This window comes from Massilia aquatica, assembly GCF_011682045.1.
GTDB lineage: Bacteria > Pseudomonadota > Gammaproteobacteria > Burkholderiales > Burkholderiaceae_D > Telluria_A > Telluria_A aquatica.
This window is the reverse complement of record NZ_VVIW01000014.1, coordinates 144161-158745: the sequence shown is the minus strand read 5'-3', so window position 1 is coordinate 158745 and position 14585 is coordinate 144161. Positions and strand designations below refer to the sequence as shown.

General features: G+C 61.2%; 16 protein-coding genes. 4 read left to right on the top strand and 12 right to left on the bottom strand.

Annotated elements, in window-relative coordinates; genetic code table 11:
* Positions 1-12: 12 nt before the first annotated feature.
* Positions 13-759: a peptidylprolyl isomerase gene (locus F1609_RS21810; RefSeq protein WP_167078760.1), complete on the top strand. Its 747-nt coding sequence runs from the start codon at positions 13-15 to the stop codon at positions 757-759.
* A gap of 106 nt (positions 760-865) precedes the next feature.
* Here the strand turns inward: F1609_RS21810 and F1609_RS21805 are convergent, their stop codons facing one another.
* The 12 genes from F1609_RS21805 to F1609_RS21750 all read right to left on the bottom strand — a co-directional run bounded on the left by F1609_RS21805 (position 866) and on the right by F1609_RS21750 (position 9534).
* Positions 866-1738 carry a hypothetical protein gene (locus F1609_RS21805; RefSeq protein WP_167078759.1) on the bottom strand — a complete coding sequence of 291 codons (873 nt, stop codon included), beginning with the start codon at positions 1736-1738 and terminating at the stop codon, positions 866-868.
* A gap of 21 nt (positions 1739-1759) precedes the next feature.
* Positions 1760-2419 (bottom strand): suppressor of fused domain protein, encoded by a 660-nt coding sequence (locus tag F1609_RS21800; RefSeq protein ID WP_167078758.1) that lies wholly within the window; start codon positions 2417-2419, stop codon positions 1760-1762.
* 99 nt (positions 2420-2518) lie between these two features.
* Entirely contained in the window at positions 2519-3028 is a 510-nt protein-coding gene (locus F1609_RS21795; RefSeq protein ID WP_167078757.1) for a hypothetical protein, read from the bottom strand.
* Positions 3025-3564: a hypothetical protein gene (locus F1609_RS21790; protein ID WP_167078756.1), complete on the bottom strand. Its 540-nt coding sequence runs from the start codon at positions 3562-3564 to the stop codon at positions 3025-3027. Before F1609_RS21790 ends, F1609_RS21795 begins: the two co-directional genes overlap by 4 nt.
* A complete protein-coding gene (locus tag F1609_RS21785) occupies positions 3558-3977 on the bottom strand; it encodes a hypothetical protein (protein WP_167078755.1) in 420 nt (139 codons plus the stop codon). Before F1609_RS21785 ends, F1609_RS21790 begins: the two co-directional genes overlap by 7 nt.
* Before the next feature lie 13 nt (positions 3978-3990).
* Positions 3991-4533: a hypothetical protein gene (locus F1609_RS21780; RefSeq protein ID WP_167078754.1), complete on the bottom strand. Its 543-nt coding sequence runs from the start codon at positions 4531-4533 to the stop codon at positions 3991-3993.
* Positions 4511-5035, bottom strand: a complete 525-nt coding sequence (locus tag F1609_RS21775) for a Cdi1I family immunity protein (protein WP_167078753.1) — start codon at positions 5033-5035, stop codon at positions 4511-4513. Before F1609_RS21775 ends, F1609_RS21780 begins: the two co-directional genes overlap by 23 nt.
* A 70-nt stretch (positions 5036-5105) precedes the next feature.
* Complete coding sequence (locus tag F1609_RS21770) at positions 5106-5612, bottom strand: hypothetical protein (protein ID WP_167078752.1); 507 nt, start codon at positions 5610-5612, stop codon at positions 5106-5108.
* A 72-nt stretch (positions 5613-5684) separates the two neighbouring features.
* A complete protein-coding gene (locus tag F1609_RS21765; RefSeq protein WP_167078751.1) occupies positions 5685-6083 on the bottom strand; it encodes a hypothetical protein in 399 nt (132 codons plus the stop codon).
* A 54-nt stretch (positions 6084-6137) separates the two neighbouring features.
* Entirely contained in the window at positions 6138-6431 is a 294-nt protein-coding gene (locus F1609_RS21760; protein WP_167078750.1) for a hypothetical protein, read from the bottom strand.
* Between the two features lie 18 nt (positions 6432-6449).
* A complete protein-coding gene (locus F1609_RS21755; protein ID WP_167078749.1) occupies positions 6450-7049 on the bottom strand; it encodes a hypothetical protein in 600 nt (199 codons plus the stop codon).
* 7 nt (positions 7050-7056) lie between these two features.
* Positions 7057-9534, bottom strand: coding sequence for a DUF6531 domain-containing protein (locus F1609_RS21750; RefSeq protein ID WP_167078748.1), 2478 nt, complete (start codon positions 9532-9534; stop codon positions 7057-7059).
* 242 nt (positions 9535-9776) lie between these two features.
* Between F1609_RS21750 and F1609_RS21745 the strand changes: the two genes are divergently transcribed.
* The 3 genes from F1609_RS21745 to F1609_RS35085 all read left to right on the top strand — a co-directional run bounded on the left by F1609_RS21745 (position 9777) and on the right by F1609_RS35085 (position 14534).
* Positions 9777-12368: a type VI secretion system Vgr family protein gene (locus F1609_RS21745; RefSeq protein ID WP_167078747.1), complete on the top strand. Its 2592-nt coding sequence runs from the start codon at positions 9777-9779 to the stop codon at positions 12366-12368.
* Between the two features lie 172 nt (positions 12369-12540).
* Positions 12541-13386, top strand: coding sequence for a DcrB-related protein (locus F1609_RS21740; RefSeq protein ID WP_167078746.1), 846 nt, complete (start codon positions 12541-12543; stop codon positions 13384-13386).
* A gap of 20 nt (positions 13387-13406) precedes the next feature.
* Positions 13407-14534 (top strand): polymorphic toxin type 22 domain-containing protein, encoded by a 1128-nt coding sequence (locus F1609_RS35085; protein WP_187363096.1) that lies wholly within the window; start codon positions 13407-13409, stop codon positions 14532-14534.
* The last annotated feature ends 51 nt before the right edge of the window (positions 14535-14585 follow it).

Genomic DNA, 14585 nt, shown 5'->3' with positions numbered 1-14585 from the left:
AGGAGAATCATCATGGGTATTTCTGTGAATGGCGTGGACATCGACGACGTGGCGATCGAACGCGAACTGCCGCACCACCAGGAGGCGGGCAATCCGCTCAAGGAAGCGGTGCACGAACTGGTGCTGCGCACCTTGCTGTTGCAGCAGGCCGATGAACTGGGCATGACCGGGGGGGACGACGACGCCCGTATCGAGGCACTGCTGGCGCTGCAGGTCAAGGTGCCCAAGGCCGACGAGCCTGCCTGCATGACGTGGTACCGCAACAATGCGCAGCGCTACACCAGCGGCGACATGGTCGAAGCGCGCCACATCCTGTTCCAGGTGACGCCGGGAGCGCCGCTGGAGTTGCTGCGCGCCACCGGCGAAGCGGTGCTGGAAGAGTTGCAGGCGCATCCGGAGCGCTTCGGCGAACTGGCGGCGCAGTATTCGAATTGCAGTTCGGGCAAGGTGGGCGGTAGCCTGGGGCAATTGTCGCGCGGGCAGAGCGTGCCGGAGTTCGAGGAACTGGTGTTCCGCCTGGGTGAAGGCGAACTGGCCGGGCGCTTGCTGGAAACCCGCTTCGGCCTGCACATCGTGCAGGTGCTGCGGCGGGTGGCGGGGCGCTTGTTGCCGTTCGAGGCGGTGAAAAGCGAGATCGCGGCCTATCTCGACCGCCAGTCGAGCCAGCGCGCGACCCACCAGTACCTGCATATTCTGGTGGGGCAGGCGAACATCGAAGGCATGAGCATGGAAGGGGCGGATAGCCCGCTGGTGCAGTAGCGCAGGTACGGTTGCGGGTCGCCGACCCGCGTGCTCTGGTGTCACGAAGAGCCGGAGGTGCCCGACGTGGTCGATTCCGGGCTTACCTCGACGCGTGGATCAGCATCTATGTCGAAGACGCCGACGGCGTCGCCGGGGCGCCAACGGCGTAAGCGGCGGCGGGGGCGCGGCGCAAGCCGTTGTTGTCGATGCGGCACAGCCATCTGGCGGTAGGAGCCCAGCGTGGCGCAGGGCTTGCCGGCTGCGCATGACCGTCGGCGATGACATGGCCCGGTTGCCCCAACTGGCCGGTATCGTGATCGAAGATGGCGACCGGCATGCCACGATAAAAGTCGTGCAGCGTGCCGGCGGAGTCGGTTTCGGCGTCGCCATGCGACAGCACGACGAGGTTGTAATCGACCATCTCGCCGGCATCGACGCGGATGCGCGGCGACAGCTGCGCCGGCAGGGGCAGGCAGGGCGCTGGCGGGCGGCCAGGCAGGCGCATGTCGGCGGCGCTGGCAAAGGTGAACGGGCCAGTCACGTCAGCTGCACCATTGCGGCCTTGCCGGTGACGGCACAACGCGCACTGCATCACGAATTCGCCGGAGGCGAGCCCCTTGTAGGTGGCGACATCGTCGTAACCGCATTCGGGGCAACACGCGTCGATGCGCAGCGTGATCAGGCGTTCAAGGGTGTCTGACAGCAGCGCCATGATGGAGTGCAGATTTTCCCGCACTTCATAGCCCAGCATGTCCTGCTTGACCTCGCGCCATTCGTCATCGCGCATCGTTGATTGCGCGACCGGGTAGTCGGCCGCCTGCATGTTAAAAAAGCGCGCGAAGCGCAAGTGCGAAAATGGCTGGGTGGTGAACTGCGGCCGGTATTGCCTGATGTACGCCACCAGCGTGCGGAAAATGGCTTCCGGCTCGGCGTGATCGTCGAGCAGCAGCAACTGATCGCGCAGATCGTGCCACTGGAGTTTCATCAGCTTGCGCATCGGTCGGACCTGGATGCGCGCTTACACGTACGGTTTGCGCGCCGGATTGAAGACGTGCGGATGGTCGTTATCATCGAGCAGGTCGAGAAACTCGCCCAGGCCTTCTTCGCTGTTGCGGACCAGCGCATATTCGCTGTCCGAAATCAGGTGCACGCACAGGGTGCCGATCGCATGCCCGTCGTGTTCGATGTGCTCGAACAGTTCGCGGTCGGTGCGGATGATCGGCGGCAGGAACAGGAAGGTCTTGAACGGGCAGCCTTCCAGCGGCGGCATCGGCATCGGCACCGTGTGGCCCTGGCCGAACCAGGTACGGTCGATGTCGGGCAGCTTGGCGAGCCAGCGCAAGGTGGCGAAATAGGCCGGATTGAGGTCCGGTACGTTCCACACCAGTTCCGCTGCCAGGGTGTCGTCCACGTCGGCGTCCGCCGGGCCGGTCATCAGGCGGTCGCTCATGCCCGAGGTGACCAGCACATAGCCCTCTTGGTCCTCGGCGTCGACGTCGCATTCTTCGACAAAGTTACGGCCGAATGCATAGATATTGATGCGCAGGGCGGTATCGTCGTCCAGATCCATGTGATCGGGTTCGCCCAGTTCGCTGGCCATGGCGCGCAGGCGCATGGCGGGAAGGGTGTCGTCATTGGCTTCGGCAATGCCATACAGGATGTCTGATTTCTCGGCCATGGATCGTTTTCCTGGAAATGAAGAGAAAATGAAGATAAGCGGACTATACAACGCGGGCGCGCAAACGTCGATGCCGGCCAGCCAGGCAGATGCCGGTTGTCAGGCCAGGTTCCATTCGGCAGGCAGATCGGCATCGCACATCGCGCAAACGAACACATTTTCCTTGATCACGTTCAGTGCGTGGCATTGGCTGCATTTGCGGAACAGGAAATTGACATGGAAACCGGCAGGCGCCGGCAAACCGGCTTTGCCGATGGCGGCCGCGACCTGCGGCCAGGACGCTGGCTCGGGGCAATATCCGGTCGATTGATTGGTCACCGCCTGGACTTGCACCTCGTGTCGGCCGACCTGAAACGTGATTTCGCCGGCCGACAGCACCGGCTGGCCCCCGGCGCAGGCAAGGTGTTCGCTGCAGCGGTCGGCAACGCGCAGGGTGCCATGGCGGTCGACGACGAATGTGGCGATGACGTGACCGTCGCCATCGGCGTGCTGCCGGTCGTCTTTCAACCATTGCATCAGTGCGGCGGGCGAGAGGACCGCGAAGCCGGGCGCGATTGCCGCTACGGCGTCGGCAATCTCTTGCGGCCCCACATAATTGTACAGTTTCAAGTGCTTCCTTCTGGCGAGGGCGGCGGACCCGCCGGGCCTGCCTGTCGCCAATCGACGGTGGAGGTGAAATCGATTTCCCACGGCCTGTGGATCGGGAAGCGCCACAAAACCTCATGGGTGCTCATGGCTTCCACATGGTCGCCGACGATATTGACCTCGTAAAATGGATTGGAAAGGCTGAAATAGATCGCCCAGACCAATCCATGATCGTTGACGACGGCGACGAAGCCTTCATTTCCCATGGGACCTTCGCCACAGACTGCGCGCGCGCTGGTGCCGGGAATGGGCGGCTGCCGGACATACTCGCTCATTTCGATGAATTCCATGCCGTATTCGCACAGGCTGTCGATCGTCGTTTCGCACACCGGCCAGACGCGGCATCGATAGTTGCCTTCGACATAGTGCGAACGTTCTTCCAAGACCAGGACCGTGCCATCGCCAGTGAGAACGCCGCAGAAGTGAGGCAGCCGGAACGACTTCCAGTTCTCGCGCACCAGCTGGTGGGAGCATGGGGCGTTGAGATCGATGTTCAGCATGGGCTGAGTTCCCGCATGCGGACACGCTTGCCGATAGCGTAAAAGTCGCCAATTTGCCGCACTTCCTGAAGCGACGTCGGGCCGCTGGTGGAGGCGTAGTTGCCATCGATATCAAGACAAATGACGTCGCCGTAGTCGAGGATGCGCACGCCCAGTAAAATGGGGTAGAACTGCCCGTATTGCACCACCGTACACAGTTCGCTCACGTCATCCACGGTCAATTCGACATGGCGCCAGGAATTGCCGGGATCGCGATGGTCGCGCGCGTACATCACCATGCTGGCCGAGCGGCTATGCCCGTTATCCATATAGGAAAAGGACTGCATGACGCCGTCGTCGAAATCATGGTATTTGTCGAGTATGTCCCGGGCGTGAGCGATGTCCGCACTCATTTTGATGAGATTATTATCCATGAAGGGTTCCAATTCATTTGCCTGCCAGGCTTTCCCGCCGACATAGCGACAGCGCAAACTCAGGATCGAATTGATCCTGGAGAAAAGGAGTACTGACCGTGACCGATCCGGGCGATTCAGCGGTCATGATGATGATTTCCGTTCCGTCGGCGCCAATGATCGCCAGGCCGCATTCGGTGATGAAACCGTCTTCCTCGTACGTGATCTTGTCGATCCGGCAGGCCGACAGGGCGGGCAAGGGGATCTCCCGGCTCGCCAGCAAGACGCCAGCGGAAACGCGGCCGGGGACGTAGCTCACCGCGATATTCAGCGATCCCATCTCTTGCCATCCGGCAGTCATTGTGCAGGCGGAAGAAAACTCAACGCCGAGCTGAGCATCGAAGAGGAGTGTCCAACCCCAAGCCGCGCCAAACGTGTGGCCGTCATGCATCCGATACCCGAGCACCGTGCGCGATGTCAGATGGTCCGACAAGGTAAGCCGGCCAAGGCCTTCAAGCTGCCATGCAAGCAGCTTTTTTCCGTCAGGCGTTGTTTCAGGCGTGACGTACGGGTTCACCAGCGTCGTCCTCCCATATGCCATCCAGGTCGGACATTGAAAGAAAAGGGCCAAGCCCGTCTTTCGAGAACAGGCGCGTGTTCGCATCCCACGCCGCGTCCAGGCCTCCATAAAAATCTGTTACGCAATATCTTTCGCTGATTTTCCTGGCCCATTGATAGAAGTCATCGGCTGCATTGAGGCCGGCATTCTTGCAGTCGCCTCCGAAGAGGACGATGGAGAAGTCGGACATATCATCGTAATGCATCATGATCAGGGTTGGCCGGGCGACCTGCTTGCCGCCGATATCCAGCATCCTGAAGTTAATAATGCACGCGGCATCGCCGCTCCGGGCAGCGATGCCGCGCCAATAGACCGGGTCGAGAACAGACGCCGGCAGCAGGTCAACGCCGTCTTCCATTGCATCGACAACCTGGTCCGCCGTGCGGATCAAGCCGATGATGAGGTTTCCCAGACTATCGGCCGGGATGCCATCGAATGCGAACTCGAACAATTCGTTCATTTGTCAATCAGCCTTAAAAACCGAAGTCGCCGCATGCGCCGCGTTCGTGATCCTTCGCGCGGACCCAGCTTCAATCAAGCATGGCGCGCCCTGAGGACAAGATACTCTCGATATAGCGCGTGCGACAGGTGTCCTCATTGGCGATCGAGCGCGCCAGCTCGGCTGTCTTTGCCGCGAATTCGCCTTCACTGCGATGCAGTCCGATGGCGATCAGCGGAACCAGGGTCGATCCGCTTTGAATGTAGCGAATCCACACGGCTTCATCCACCGGAGAGTCCAGGACGATAAAGAGTGCATAGTCGCGCCAGAAATTCGCTTCGTCGGATTCACCCAGTCTTTCTTTTATCTGGGCAGGGATTTCGCGGATCCGGGTGAGCCCAACGTCAAAATAGTGCTCCGGTATATCCAAGTCGACATTGTAACCATAATCCTGTATGACAAAATAGACCGCCATTAAATTGATGTAGTCGGCCAATTGTGCCGTCTTGTCGGCAATTTTTTTCTCATACGCGTCGATCGCGTTGATCGACTCATCGTTCATATCGAAATGAAGGGCGCAGTCTGCATCGTCTTTCATCTTGTCTCCGACAATCCGGCCTGCCTGAGCATCCGGACGGTGTTGCGGGTGGGCTTGTATATGGATCGAGGTTCAGTCAGGAACCTCGTTGACTTCCACAAAGCGGCCGATGACGTAGCATTCACCATCTTTGCGGACTTCATCCAGCGAGGCGGGGTCCTTGCCGTACAGGTAGGTGCCATCCACATCGACGCACCATAATTCGCCGAAGCGCAGGAGTTTGACGCTGGACGAGATCGAATTGAACTGGTTTCCTTTTACTTTCGCGCAGAGTTCCTGCACATCGCGCACGACGATCTCGACATGGCGCCATGTATCTCCGCCGATGCGTTCGTTTCGCGCATAAAGAACAATTCGCGCGGCTAATGGCTCATCGGGCACGTAAAAATACGTGAATGACACCAGCAATCCGTCATCGAAGTTGTGATAATCCTTAAACAGTCTGATGTTGTTCGGGGTTGTATCGTTCATCGCGAAATTTTTCTCGATTGTGCACGGTGTCGAATGTCTTCATCCACCTCATTGTCAGTCGGGAAAAGCTGCGCTCATTAATTCTTCCCATACGTCGTCACCGTCCTGGCGCCACCAATATGGTATGTCTTCCGCCGGCTGAAAATGATCCTGAAGAGCGACAAGGCCAAACAGTTCGATCGGATTGTCCGCCAAGAAGCGAAATCCGTCTTTCTCGGCAATCCACCGCGCCTCTGTAGGCCAGCAGCCGTCGTCGCCCAGTTCGCCCTCGACGCGCAGGGCAAAACCCCGCTTGCGCAGAATGCGCAAGCACGTGTTATAGACATTGGCATGGCTGCCTAAACCCATACATTCCCGCTGCTGACCTTAGTAAACATGAGTTTCTTCTCCAAATATGTATTTGCCCCACCCATACCGGTGGATATCATCGGGGCTGGCCCATGCTGCCTGATCGCCAAAAATCGCTGCGCCCAATTCAGCTGCGCCGAAGTCGGGCTCGGTCAGGTAAAGGGCATTCGCCGTCGTGATTTCACCTGGGTTCGTCCAGACAGCTTCACATTCATGGCAGGCGATCACCATGGTGCCGGCGTCATCCAGCCGGCGAATGCCCAGAATGCCGGCGGCGCACACCGGGCACAGGGACTCCAGATACGCTATGGGCCGCGCCGGCCCCCATTTGCACGCGCGTGCCCATACCGCAAGATGATCGGCCACCAGTCCGCATACGACGTCCAACACATCAAAGAGCTTGTCTTCCACCGCCTCGGGCAAGGCCAGATCGGCAGGGCCGTCCTGATGTTGGCGCACCACCGCCATCAGGAAATGCCCGATCTGCGGTGCGCGCACACCCTTTGCCTTAAACGTCAGCAACAAATCGCGGATCTCGGACAAGCTGGCGTCGCCGGCGATCTTGTTCAGCAACTCGTCGCACATCGCCTGCGACTCCACAGGCTGACTACTTTTCATGGGCATATCAAATCGACGCGCTGTCCGGCCGCAGCTGCACCGTCGCGAGAATACGGGCGAGCACATCGTAGTCGCAGGTCGCGTGTGCGCCGCTCCTGGCGTCCAGCGACAGCAGATTGCCGTTCTCGTCGTACTCGCACTTGCCCGCGACGACCGGCACGACGCCTTCGCCCACCAGCAACTGGCCGGCCACGTGCGGCAGCATGCGCAGGATGGGATCGTGGCGGAAGCGGCTGCTCAGCACGCCCTGGGTGCGGCCTGCCGGGCGGTACAACTGGTCGCGTTCCATCCCGGCGATGGCCTGGCCGACGTGATCGCTCCGGTGCGGCTGCGCACAGCCCGCGACCACCTTGTCGAGCACGCACCGCTCCGGCACGGTGGTCTGGATGCGTTTGCCCAGCGCGTCATAGGCGTGGCGCAGGATGGTCGTTGCACCGCCACTGTCGGCCTGCTCGGATACCAGCCGGCCCATGGCGTCGTATTCCAGGTCCACGATCGCATCGGCGCTGATGGCTTGCGTCAGCCGGCCCAGATCGTCATAGGTGAAGCGCAGGCGCGTGTGTTCCGCGCTGGCGTCGCCGGCGGTGCGCGTCATGAACATGTCGACCACCCGCCCGGCGCTGTCGCGCGTGTAGGTGGTGTCGGTGCAGACGCCCTTGTCGCGTTCTTCTTTTGCTGCCAGCAGACCGCTGGCGTCGTAGCGGTAGCGGGTCTGGCGGGCGTCGAAGCCGGTTTCTTCAATCACGCGGTCGAGCGCGTCGTACACGAAGCGCTGGGTGGCGCCATGCTCGTCGATCAGCTCGGCCACGCGGCGCGCGCCGTCGTAACGGTACTCGAGCACGCCGCCATGCGCGTCGATGCGCTTGAGCGGCTTGCCGTCCACATCGAGCACGCGGCTGCTGCGCTGGCCGGCGGCATCGGTGTGCGCCAGCAGGCGGCCCAGTGCGTCGTACTCGTAGCGATCGGTGGCGCCGTCCGCTTGCGCCGCCGTGGTCAAGCGTCCGGCCGCATCGTAGGTGAAGGCGGTGGTGTTGCCGTGCGCATCGGTCATGCGCAGCAGCTTGCCATCGGCGTCGTAGCTGAAGTGGCTGGTGTTGCCCGAGCAATCGGTGTGGCTGAGCAACTGGGCCGCGCGGTTGTAAGTGAGCGTGTCGATGGCGCCGATGGCGTTTGTTACCGTCAGCGGCATGCCGTGCGCGTCGTACTCGTAGGTGGTACGGTGGCCGAGCGCGTCGGTCACGCTGAGCAGGTTGCCGCGCTCGTCGTAGCGCAGCGCCGTGACGGCGCCGAGCGCATCGGTCAGCAGCGCGGGTTTGTCGACCCTGGCGTCGTACACGATGCCGGTGCCCTTGCCCTTGCTTTCCACCCGCACCACGCGGCTGCGGCGGTCGTAGCGGTAGTGGGTGGTGCGTTCGCCCGGCGCCACGATCCCGGTCACGTTGCCGTGCCTGTCGAGCTGGCGCACGGTTTCGCCGCCGAGCGCGTCGATCATGCTGGTGAAGCGGCATTGTTTATCGAAGCGGAACAGCTCTTCGCGGCCGAGGTGGTCGTAGACCAGGGTTTCGCCGCTCAGGTAGCGGAAATTCCATGACATGCCATTGTTGGTCCAGTTGCGCGTGACCTTGCCGGTCCACTCGTATTCGTCGTACTCGTAGTGCGATACCAGCCCGCCCGGCTGCGCGTGTTCGACCATGATGTGGTTCATGTAGGCGAACTGGCGCGTCACTTCGCCGGCGCGGTTGACGACCTGGAACAGGTTGCCCAGCTCGTCGTAGCGGTACTTCATCACCACCTCGGTGGTCGGCTCTTCGTAGTCGACCGCGTCGCGCTGCACGCTGATGCCGCCCAGCCGCATCTGGCCGCGATGCGTTATATAGTCGAGCACGAAGACGCGCCCGGCGCTGTCTTGCACCGTTTCGGGCAACTGGCGCGCGTTCCAGTCGATGCGGATCTGGTTGTCGTTGGCGTCGATCATGCCCACCAGCACCGCGCTGTCGTAGGCGCGCGGCAGCATGGCGAACAGCTTGCGCAGTCCATCCTGGTCGATCAGTTCGAAGCTGCGTTCGCCCGTGCGCTCCAGGGCGATCTTTTCAGTCAGCGAATACAGGGCTTCGCCGGCGCGCGGCAGCGCGAACGTGATGTCGCGCTGGAACGGGTCGAGAATGGTCACCTGGCCATCGCTGATGTGCAAGGTGTCCGACAAGGGCGTGCTCCAGCCCTGGCCGAGCAGGCCGGTCTTGCGCTGTCCCGAACTGTAGATGCGCTGCCAGCGCAGGGGCAGGGCGGCCGGCAGGACGAAATCGAGCTCGCTGGCGCCGGCCAGGATCTTGCTGCCAGAAATAGGATTGACCGGATTGGCGATCAGTAAACACAGCGGAGAAGAAGTTATGGCGTCGCCTTCCATGTTTGGCGTGGCGCGGCTGCGCTCCCTGAGCAACAGATCGTTGAAGTTTGGACAGCTGTTTGGATCGGGATTTGTTGTCATGCGGGCGAGATTTCGACGCGTGGAAGTAGGTGACCCGTAAAAAAGTCTAATATCTAATGATTAATTTCTTTGTGATAGTATACACACTTTCCAAAACGATAACCTTCATTTTCTTGCACTGGCAGGCGCGACACGCCCGGCGGGCAGGCGAGCGACGAGGGCGGGCGAGGGCGGCGCTACGGGGCGCATGCCTGGCCGCGCCGGGGAATCGATTCAACTTTGTAATTGCGGGAGTACGAGCGATGTCTTTTCAACCCTTAGATAACAAGTCCGCCAATCCTGACGCACTTGACGGCCTCAAACCCCACACCACCGTTGCCACCACGCCTCCGGCGTCGGCGGCCTCGGTCGCCGGCCTGGCGCTCGGTGCTGCCGGCGTGGCCGGCGTGGCCGGCGTCGATGGCTCGAAGCTCGCTGTCGCGGGCGCCGCGATCGAGGCGGCGTCGGCCCTGCAAAGCGGCGCCGGACTGGGCGGCGTGGCCAGTGCCGGTGCCGCCCTGGCGGCCCAGGCCAATCCGAAAGTGGCGCAAGCGATGAAGGTCGCCGGCCAGGCGCAGGCGCTGCTGGGCCAGGCGAACGATATCGCCGGCAAGATTCCGCACATGCCCTTCGTGCCGGACGCGCGCGGCCTCGGTGACGCCATCGGCGGCCAGCTCCCGCACATGCCGTTTGTACCCGATGCGCGTGCCTTGGGAGACACGATTTCCGGCAAGATTCCGAACATGCCCTTCGTGCCCGGCGCAGCCGGAATGGGCGAGGACATGTCGCAATATCTGAACCTGTCGATCGCCGAACACCCGCTGGCCGGTCAGGCGGCGATGGACTTCAGCGTGCCGGTTGAGAGCTTCATGCCGGCGGCGATCGATCCGGTCGCGCTGTCCGCTCCCGGCGCTGGTGCTGGTGGTGGTGGCGGTGGCGGAGGAGGCGGAGGAGGCGGCGCCGCCGACTATGTCGACACCTCGCGCCTGCTGCGCTTTTACTCGCCCATCAAAGGCTTGCTGATCGAGTCGATGAGCGGCACGACGACGATTTCGGACCAGTACATTTTTAACCTGAGCCTGATCTCGAAAGACGGCGCCATCGAGCTCAAGACCCTGATGGGCAAGAACGTCAGCGTCGGCGTGCTGATGGCCGATGGCAGCGAAAGCTATATCAACGGCTACGTCAACTCGTTCGGCTTCAGCCATTCAGATGGCGGCTTCGCCTTTTACCACGCCGAAATCGTGCCGTGGCTGACGTACCTGAAGCGCCGCGTGAACTCGCGCATCTTCCAGGACCTGAACGTGCTCGGCGTGCTCGACAAGATCTACAAGGGCGATCATGGCGGCCTGGCCACCTACGAATTCCGCACCAGCAAGAGCTACCCGCCGGAAAACTACATCGTCCAGTACGACGAGACCGACGAGCACTTCACGTGCCGCCTGATGGAAAAGTACGGCCTGTTCTATTACTTCGAGCACAGCGCCGGCAGCCACATCATGGTCATCAGCGACGACTCCTGCAACGCGGGCTTCTGCCCGCCGCAGAAAGGGCACGCCACAGTCAAGTTCAACGGCGGCAACCGGGTTCAAAAGGAAGATGCGGTCACCGCGTTCACGGCCGAGCGCATGGTGCAGTCGACCAAGATGGCCTTGAACACGTTTAACTTCAAGGAACCGAACACGATCCAGCTGGTCGAGCAGCCGACCGTGGCCGTGCAGGGCGACGTGCCGAAGATGGAAGTGTACGACGGCAATCCGGCGTTCTTCTTCAAGAACAAGGGCGAAGGCAAGGCGGAGGCCAAGCAGCGCCTGGAAGTGCTGGAATGGCAGGCCAAGATTTTCACCGGCACCTCCGACTGCCGCGGTTTCGCGTCGGGCCATACCTTCAAGCTGCTGGACCACCATTGGTTCGAGCAGGGCGGCGACAACGACTTCCTGGTGCTGTCGGTGCAGTACAGCGCGCGCAACAACTATTTTGAACGCGGCGCTAGCGACGTGTACCGCAACAGCTTCAGCGCAATCCGCCGCAAGATTCCGTATCGTCCGCGCCAGTCGCACCTGCGTCCCAACATGCCGGGCCCGCAGACGGCCACCGTGGTCGGCCCGAAAGGGACCGAGATCCACACCGACAAGTTCGGGCGCATCAAGGTGCAGTTCCACTGGGACCGCTACGGCCGCCGCGACGAACTGAGCTCGTGCTGGATCCGCGTGTCGCAACCGTGGGCCGGCAAGAACTGGGGCACCATTTCGATTCCGCGCATCGGGCAGGAAGTGATCATCGATTACCTCGAAGGCGATCCGGACCGTCCGATCTGTACCGGACGCGTGTACAACGACGACCAGCCGGTGCCGTACGACCTGCCGGCCGGCGCGCACATGATGGGGTTCAAGAGCCGTTCCACGCCGGGTGGCGGTGGACACTGCGAGATGGTGATCCACGATCAGAAGGGCAAGGAGCTGATCAATATCCATTCGCAGAAGGATATGGTCACGACCGTCCTGAACAACCAGGACACCCTCGTTCACGGTCCGCACCAGACCAATACGGTGAGCAAGGGTTTCCACGTCACCAAGGTCAAGAAGCACATCGAGACCACGGCGGAAACGGCGCACATTCACGATACGGCCAAGACCAATATCGAGGCCACAGCGCAGACCGAGCACGTGCATGTGACAGGCCACACCAATGTGGAGCTGACGGCCGAGACCGAGCATATTCACTTGACCGCGAAAACCGATATCACCTTGCAGGTTGGCAGCAGCAAGATCGAGATGAAAGCGGACGGCACGATCACCATCAGTGGTGTGAATGTCAATGTCATCGGCAGCGCCAGGATCGATCTGAACAGCTGATCGACGCCTTTTCGCCAGCCCGGCGCCGGTGGCGCGGGCTGGTTCGGGCGCGCTGTGCGCGCCGCCGCCATCCCCTGAGACATCACCGCTGCGAGCGCTCTCGTGCGCGCGGCCTGGCACGTCACGATCAAGCCGATCAGGGCTGGTGGATATTGCCCCAAAGAGAACCAAGATGAAAGAACCGTCAAGCATGCCTTACCATACCAATCACGCGACCTTTGAGCTGCCGGCGCAGCTCAAGGACAAGACAATGCACATGTTCACGCTGGCCGACGAGGGACCGAGCGAATTCAGCGTGGTGATGTCGCATGCGGATGCGCAGGGTGACGATTCGCTGGTCAACTTCGCCGACCGCCTGGTCGCCGAACTGGGCAATTCGTTACCGGATTTCCGCTTGCTGAACAGGGTGGAACGGACGGTGGACGAGACGCCGGCCGTCGAACTGGCGTACCGCTGGCGCAGCGCAGGGCACATGATGCACCAGCGCCAGGTGATCACCATGCTGCCGCGCACTGAAGCGGGCGAGGTGAAGGCGATGCTGATCGCCGCGACCTGCCTTAGCCAGTTCACCGACGAGTGGAATGCGGCCTTCGATGGAATGCTGGCCAGCGTCAAGTTGCGCCACAAGACAGCGCCGGCGGCGACCGAGGTCGCCAGTTCGGCGCCGGCGATTGCGTCGACCGTGTTTGCGTTGTCCGAGCGGCGCCGCACCCTGCACGCGTTCGCCAACCATAATGAAGCCTGCCGCAAGACCGATGCGCGCGAAGTCGAGCATGACGCCTGGGCGTTTTTTGACGCCGCCGGCACGCCGCTGCACCCGAGTTTTGTGGTGCCCAATAGCGGAACGGTGTGGCGCAAGGCTGGCAGCTATGTGCTCGAGCTGAGACCGGAACGCGGTGGGGTGTCGCTGCGCGCGCGCCTGCACCAGGCTTCGATGTTCGTGGCGGGGTCGGCGGCGGTGCGGCTTTCCAGCATTGCCGAGGTGCAGGCCATGCTCGATCAGCCGGTGGAGGGTTAAACATGCCTCAAGCAGCGCGATTGGGCGATCCGATCGGCCACACCAAGCCTGGTGATGGTCCGAAAGGCGGTGGAGGTGGGGACAAGACTGGCAAGATTATCGGCCCTTGTTCCGGGAATGTGTTCACCAACGGCATCAAGGCGGCGCGGGCGAGCGTGGACGAGACGGTGTGCTCGAAGCACGACAGCGCTCCACCGCCGATTGCGACTGGCAGCCCCACTGTATTTATCAACGGTTTGCCGGCAGCCAGGGTAAGCGACAAAATCGCTTGCGGCGCATACATTACCGAAGGCTCGCCTAATGTTTTCATTGGTAGCAATGGTGCCAAAGCTGAAGCGGAGATGGCGAAAAATCAAACTTCGCCGGCGCTACAACAGGCCTTGTTGATGGCTGAGGCGGGAGCGGACGCCTTGCAAAGTAGCGCTGCGCAGAAGGACGCGTCGGGGCTGCTTGGGAATGACACACGACCGACTATTGCCAGCCTCAGCGACGCCGGCGCGAAGCTGTTTGCCCAGGCATACCAGTTGAACCGTGCATCGGAGCTGGCCTATGCGAGTGGTCATAAAGCATCCGGTGCAGCGTACCGCGAAGCGGCTAGCAATGCATCCGCCGCGAGTGAGATCTATTTCCGCAGCGCTGCGAAAATGAGTGACGACGCTGAGCGCATCGCCCAGGCAGCACGCTCCAACCCCTTTGGCCCTGGGTGGAACTATATGGGGGCGAAATCTGCCGGGTTTGATCATCCTAGCCCGATCCGTCCGAATTACTATACAGGTGGGGTTGGTTCTTTGAGTGGCGCCGCGTCTGTAACGGTAAACACCTATGATGGAACTGTGTATAAAGCAGCCGGGGTGGTTCTGAGTACCGAATCGAACACATCTGTCAAGCCGTCACTTTCTGCTACCGCTGGGTGGATTTTTGGAGCGAACGACGCGGATTCTACAAACAGTTTTTTAGCTGGTAGTGGAAATCAAGTATTTTTGTCAGTTCCGACACCTTGGAGAGTAAATGCGATAGTGGCTGTATCCCATGCATATGGTGGGGCGTATGCGCTCGAGTTGGGCGTGGGCAGCCCAGGCAAGCTGGCGTATGGCGCGTCGCCCTTCACGTACTCTGCGCCGCTAATTAAACCTAAAGATAAGGAGTAGAAAATGGCAGGTCAAGGTGGTCCGGATGATGAAACCTGGAAAAAAATGAGT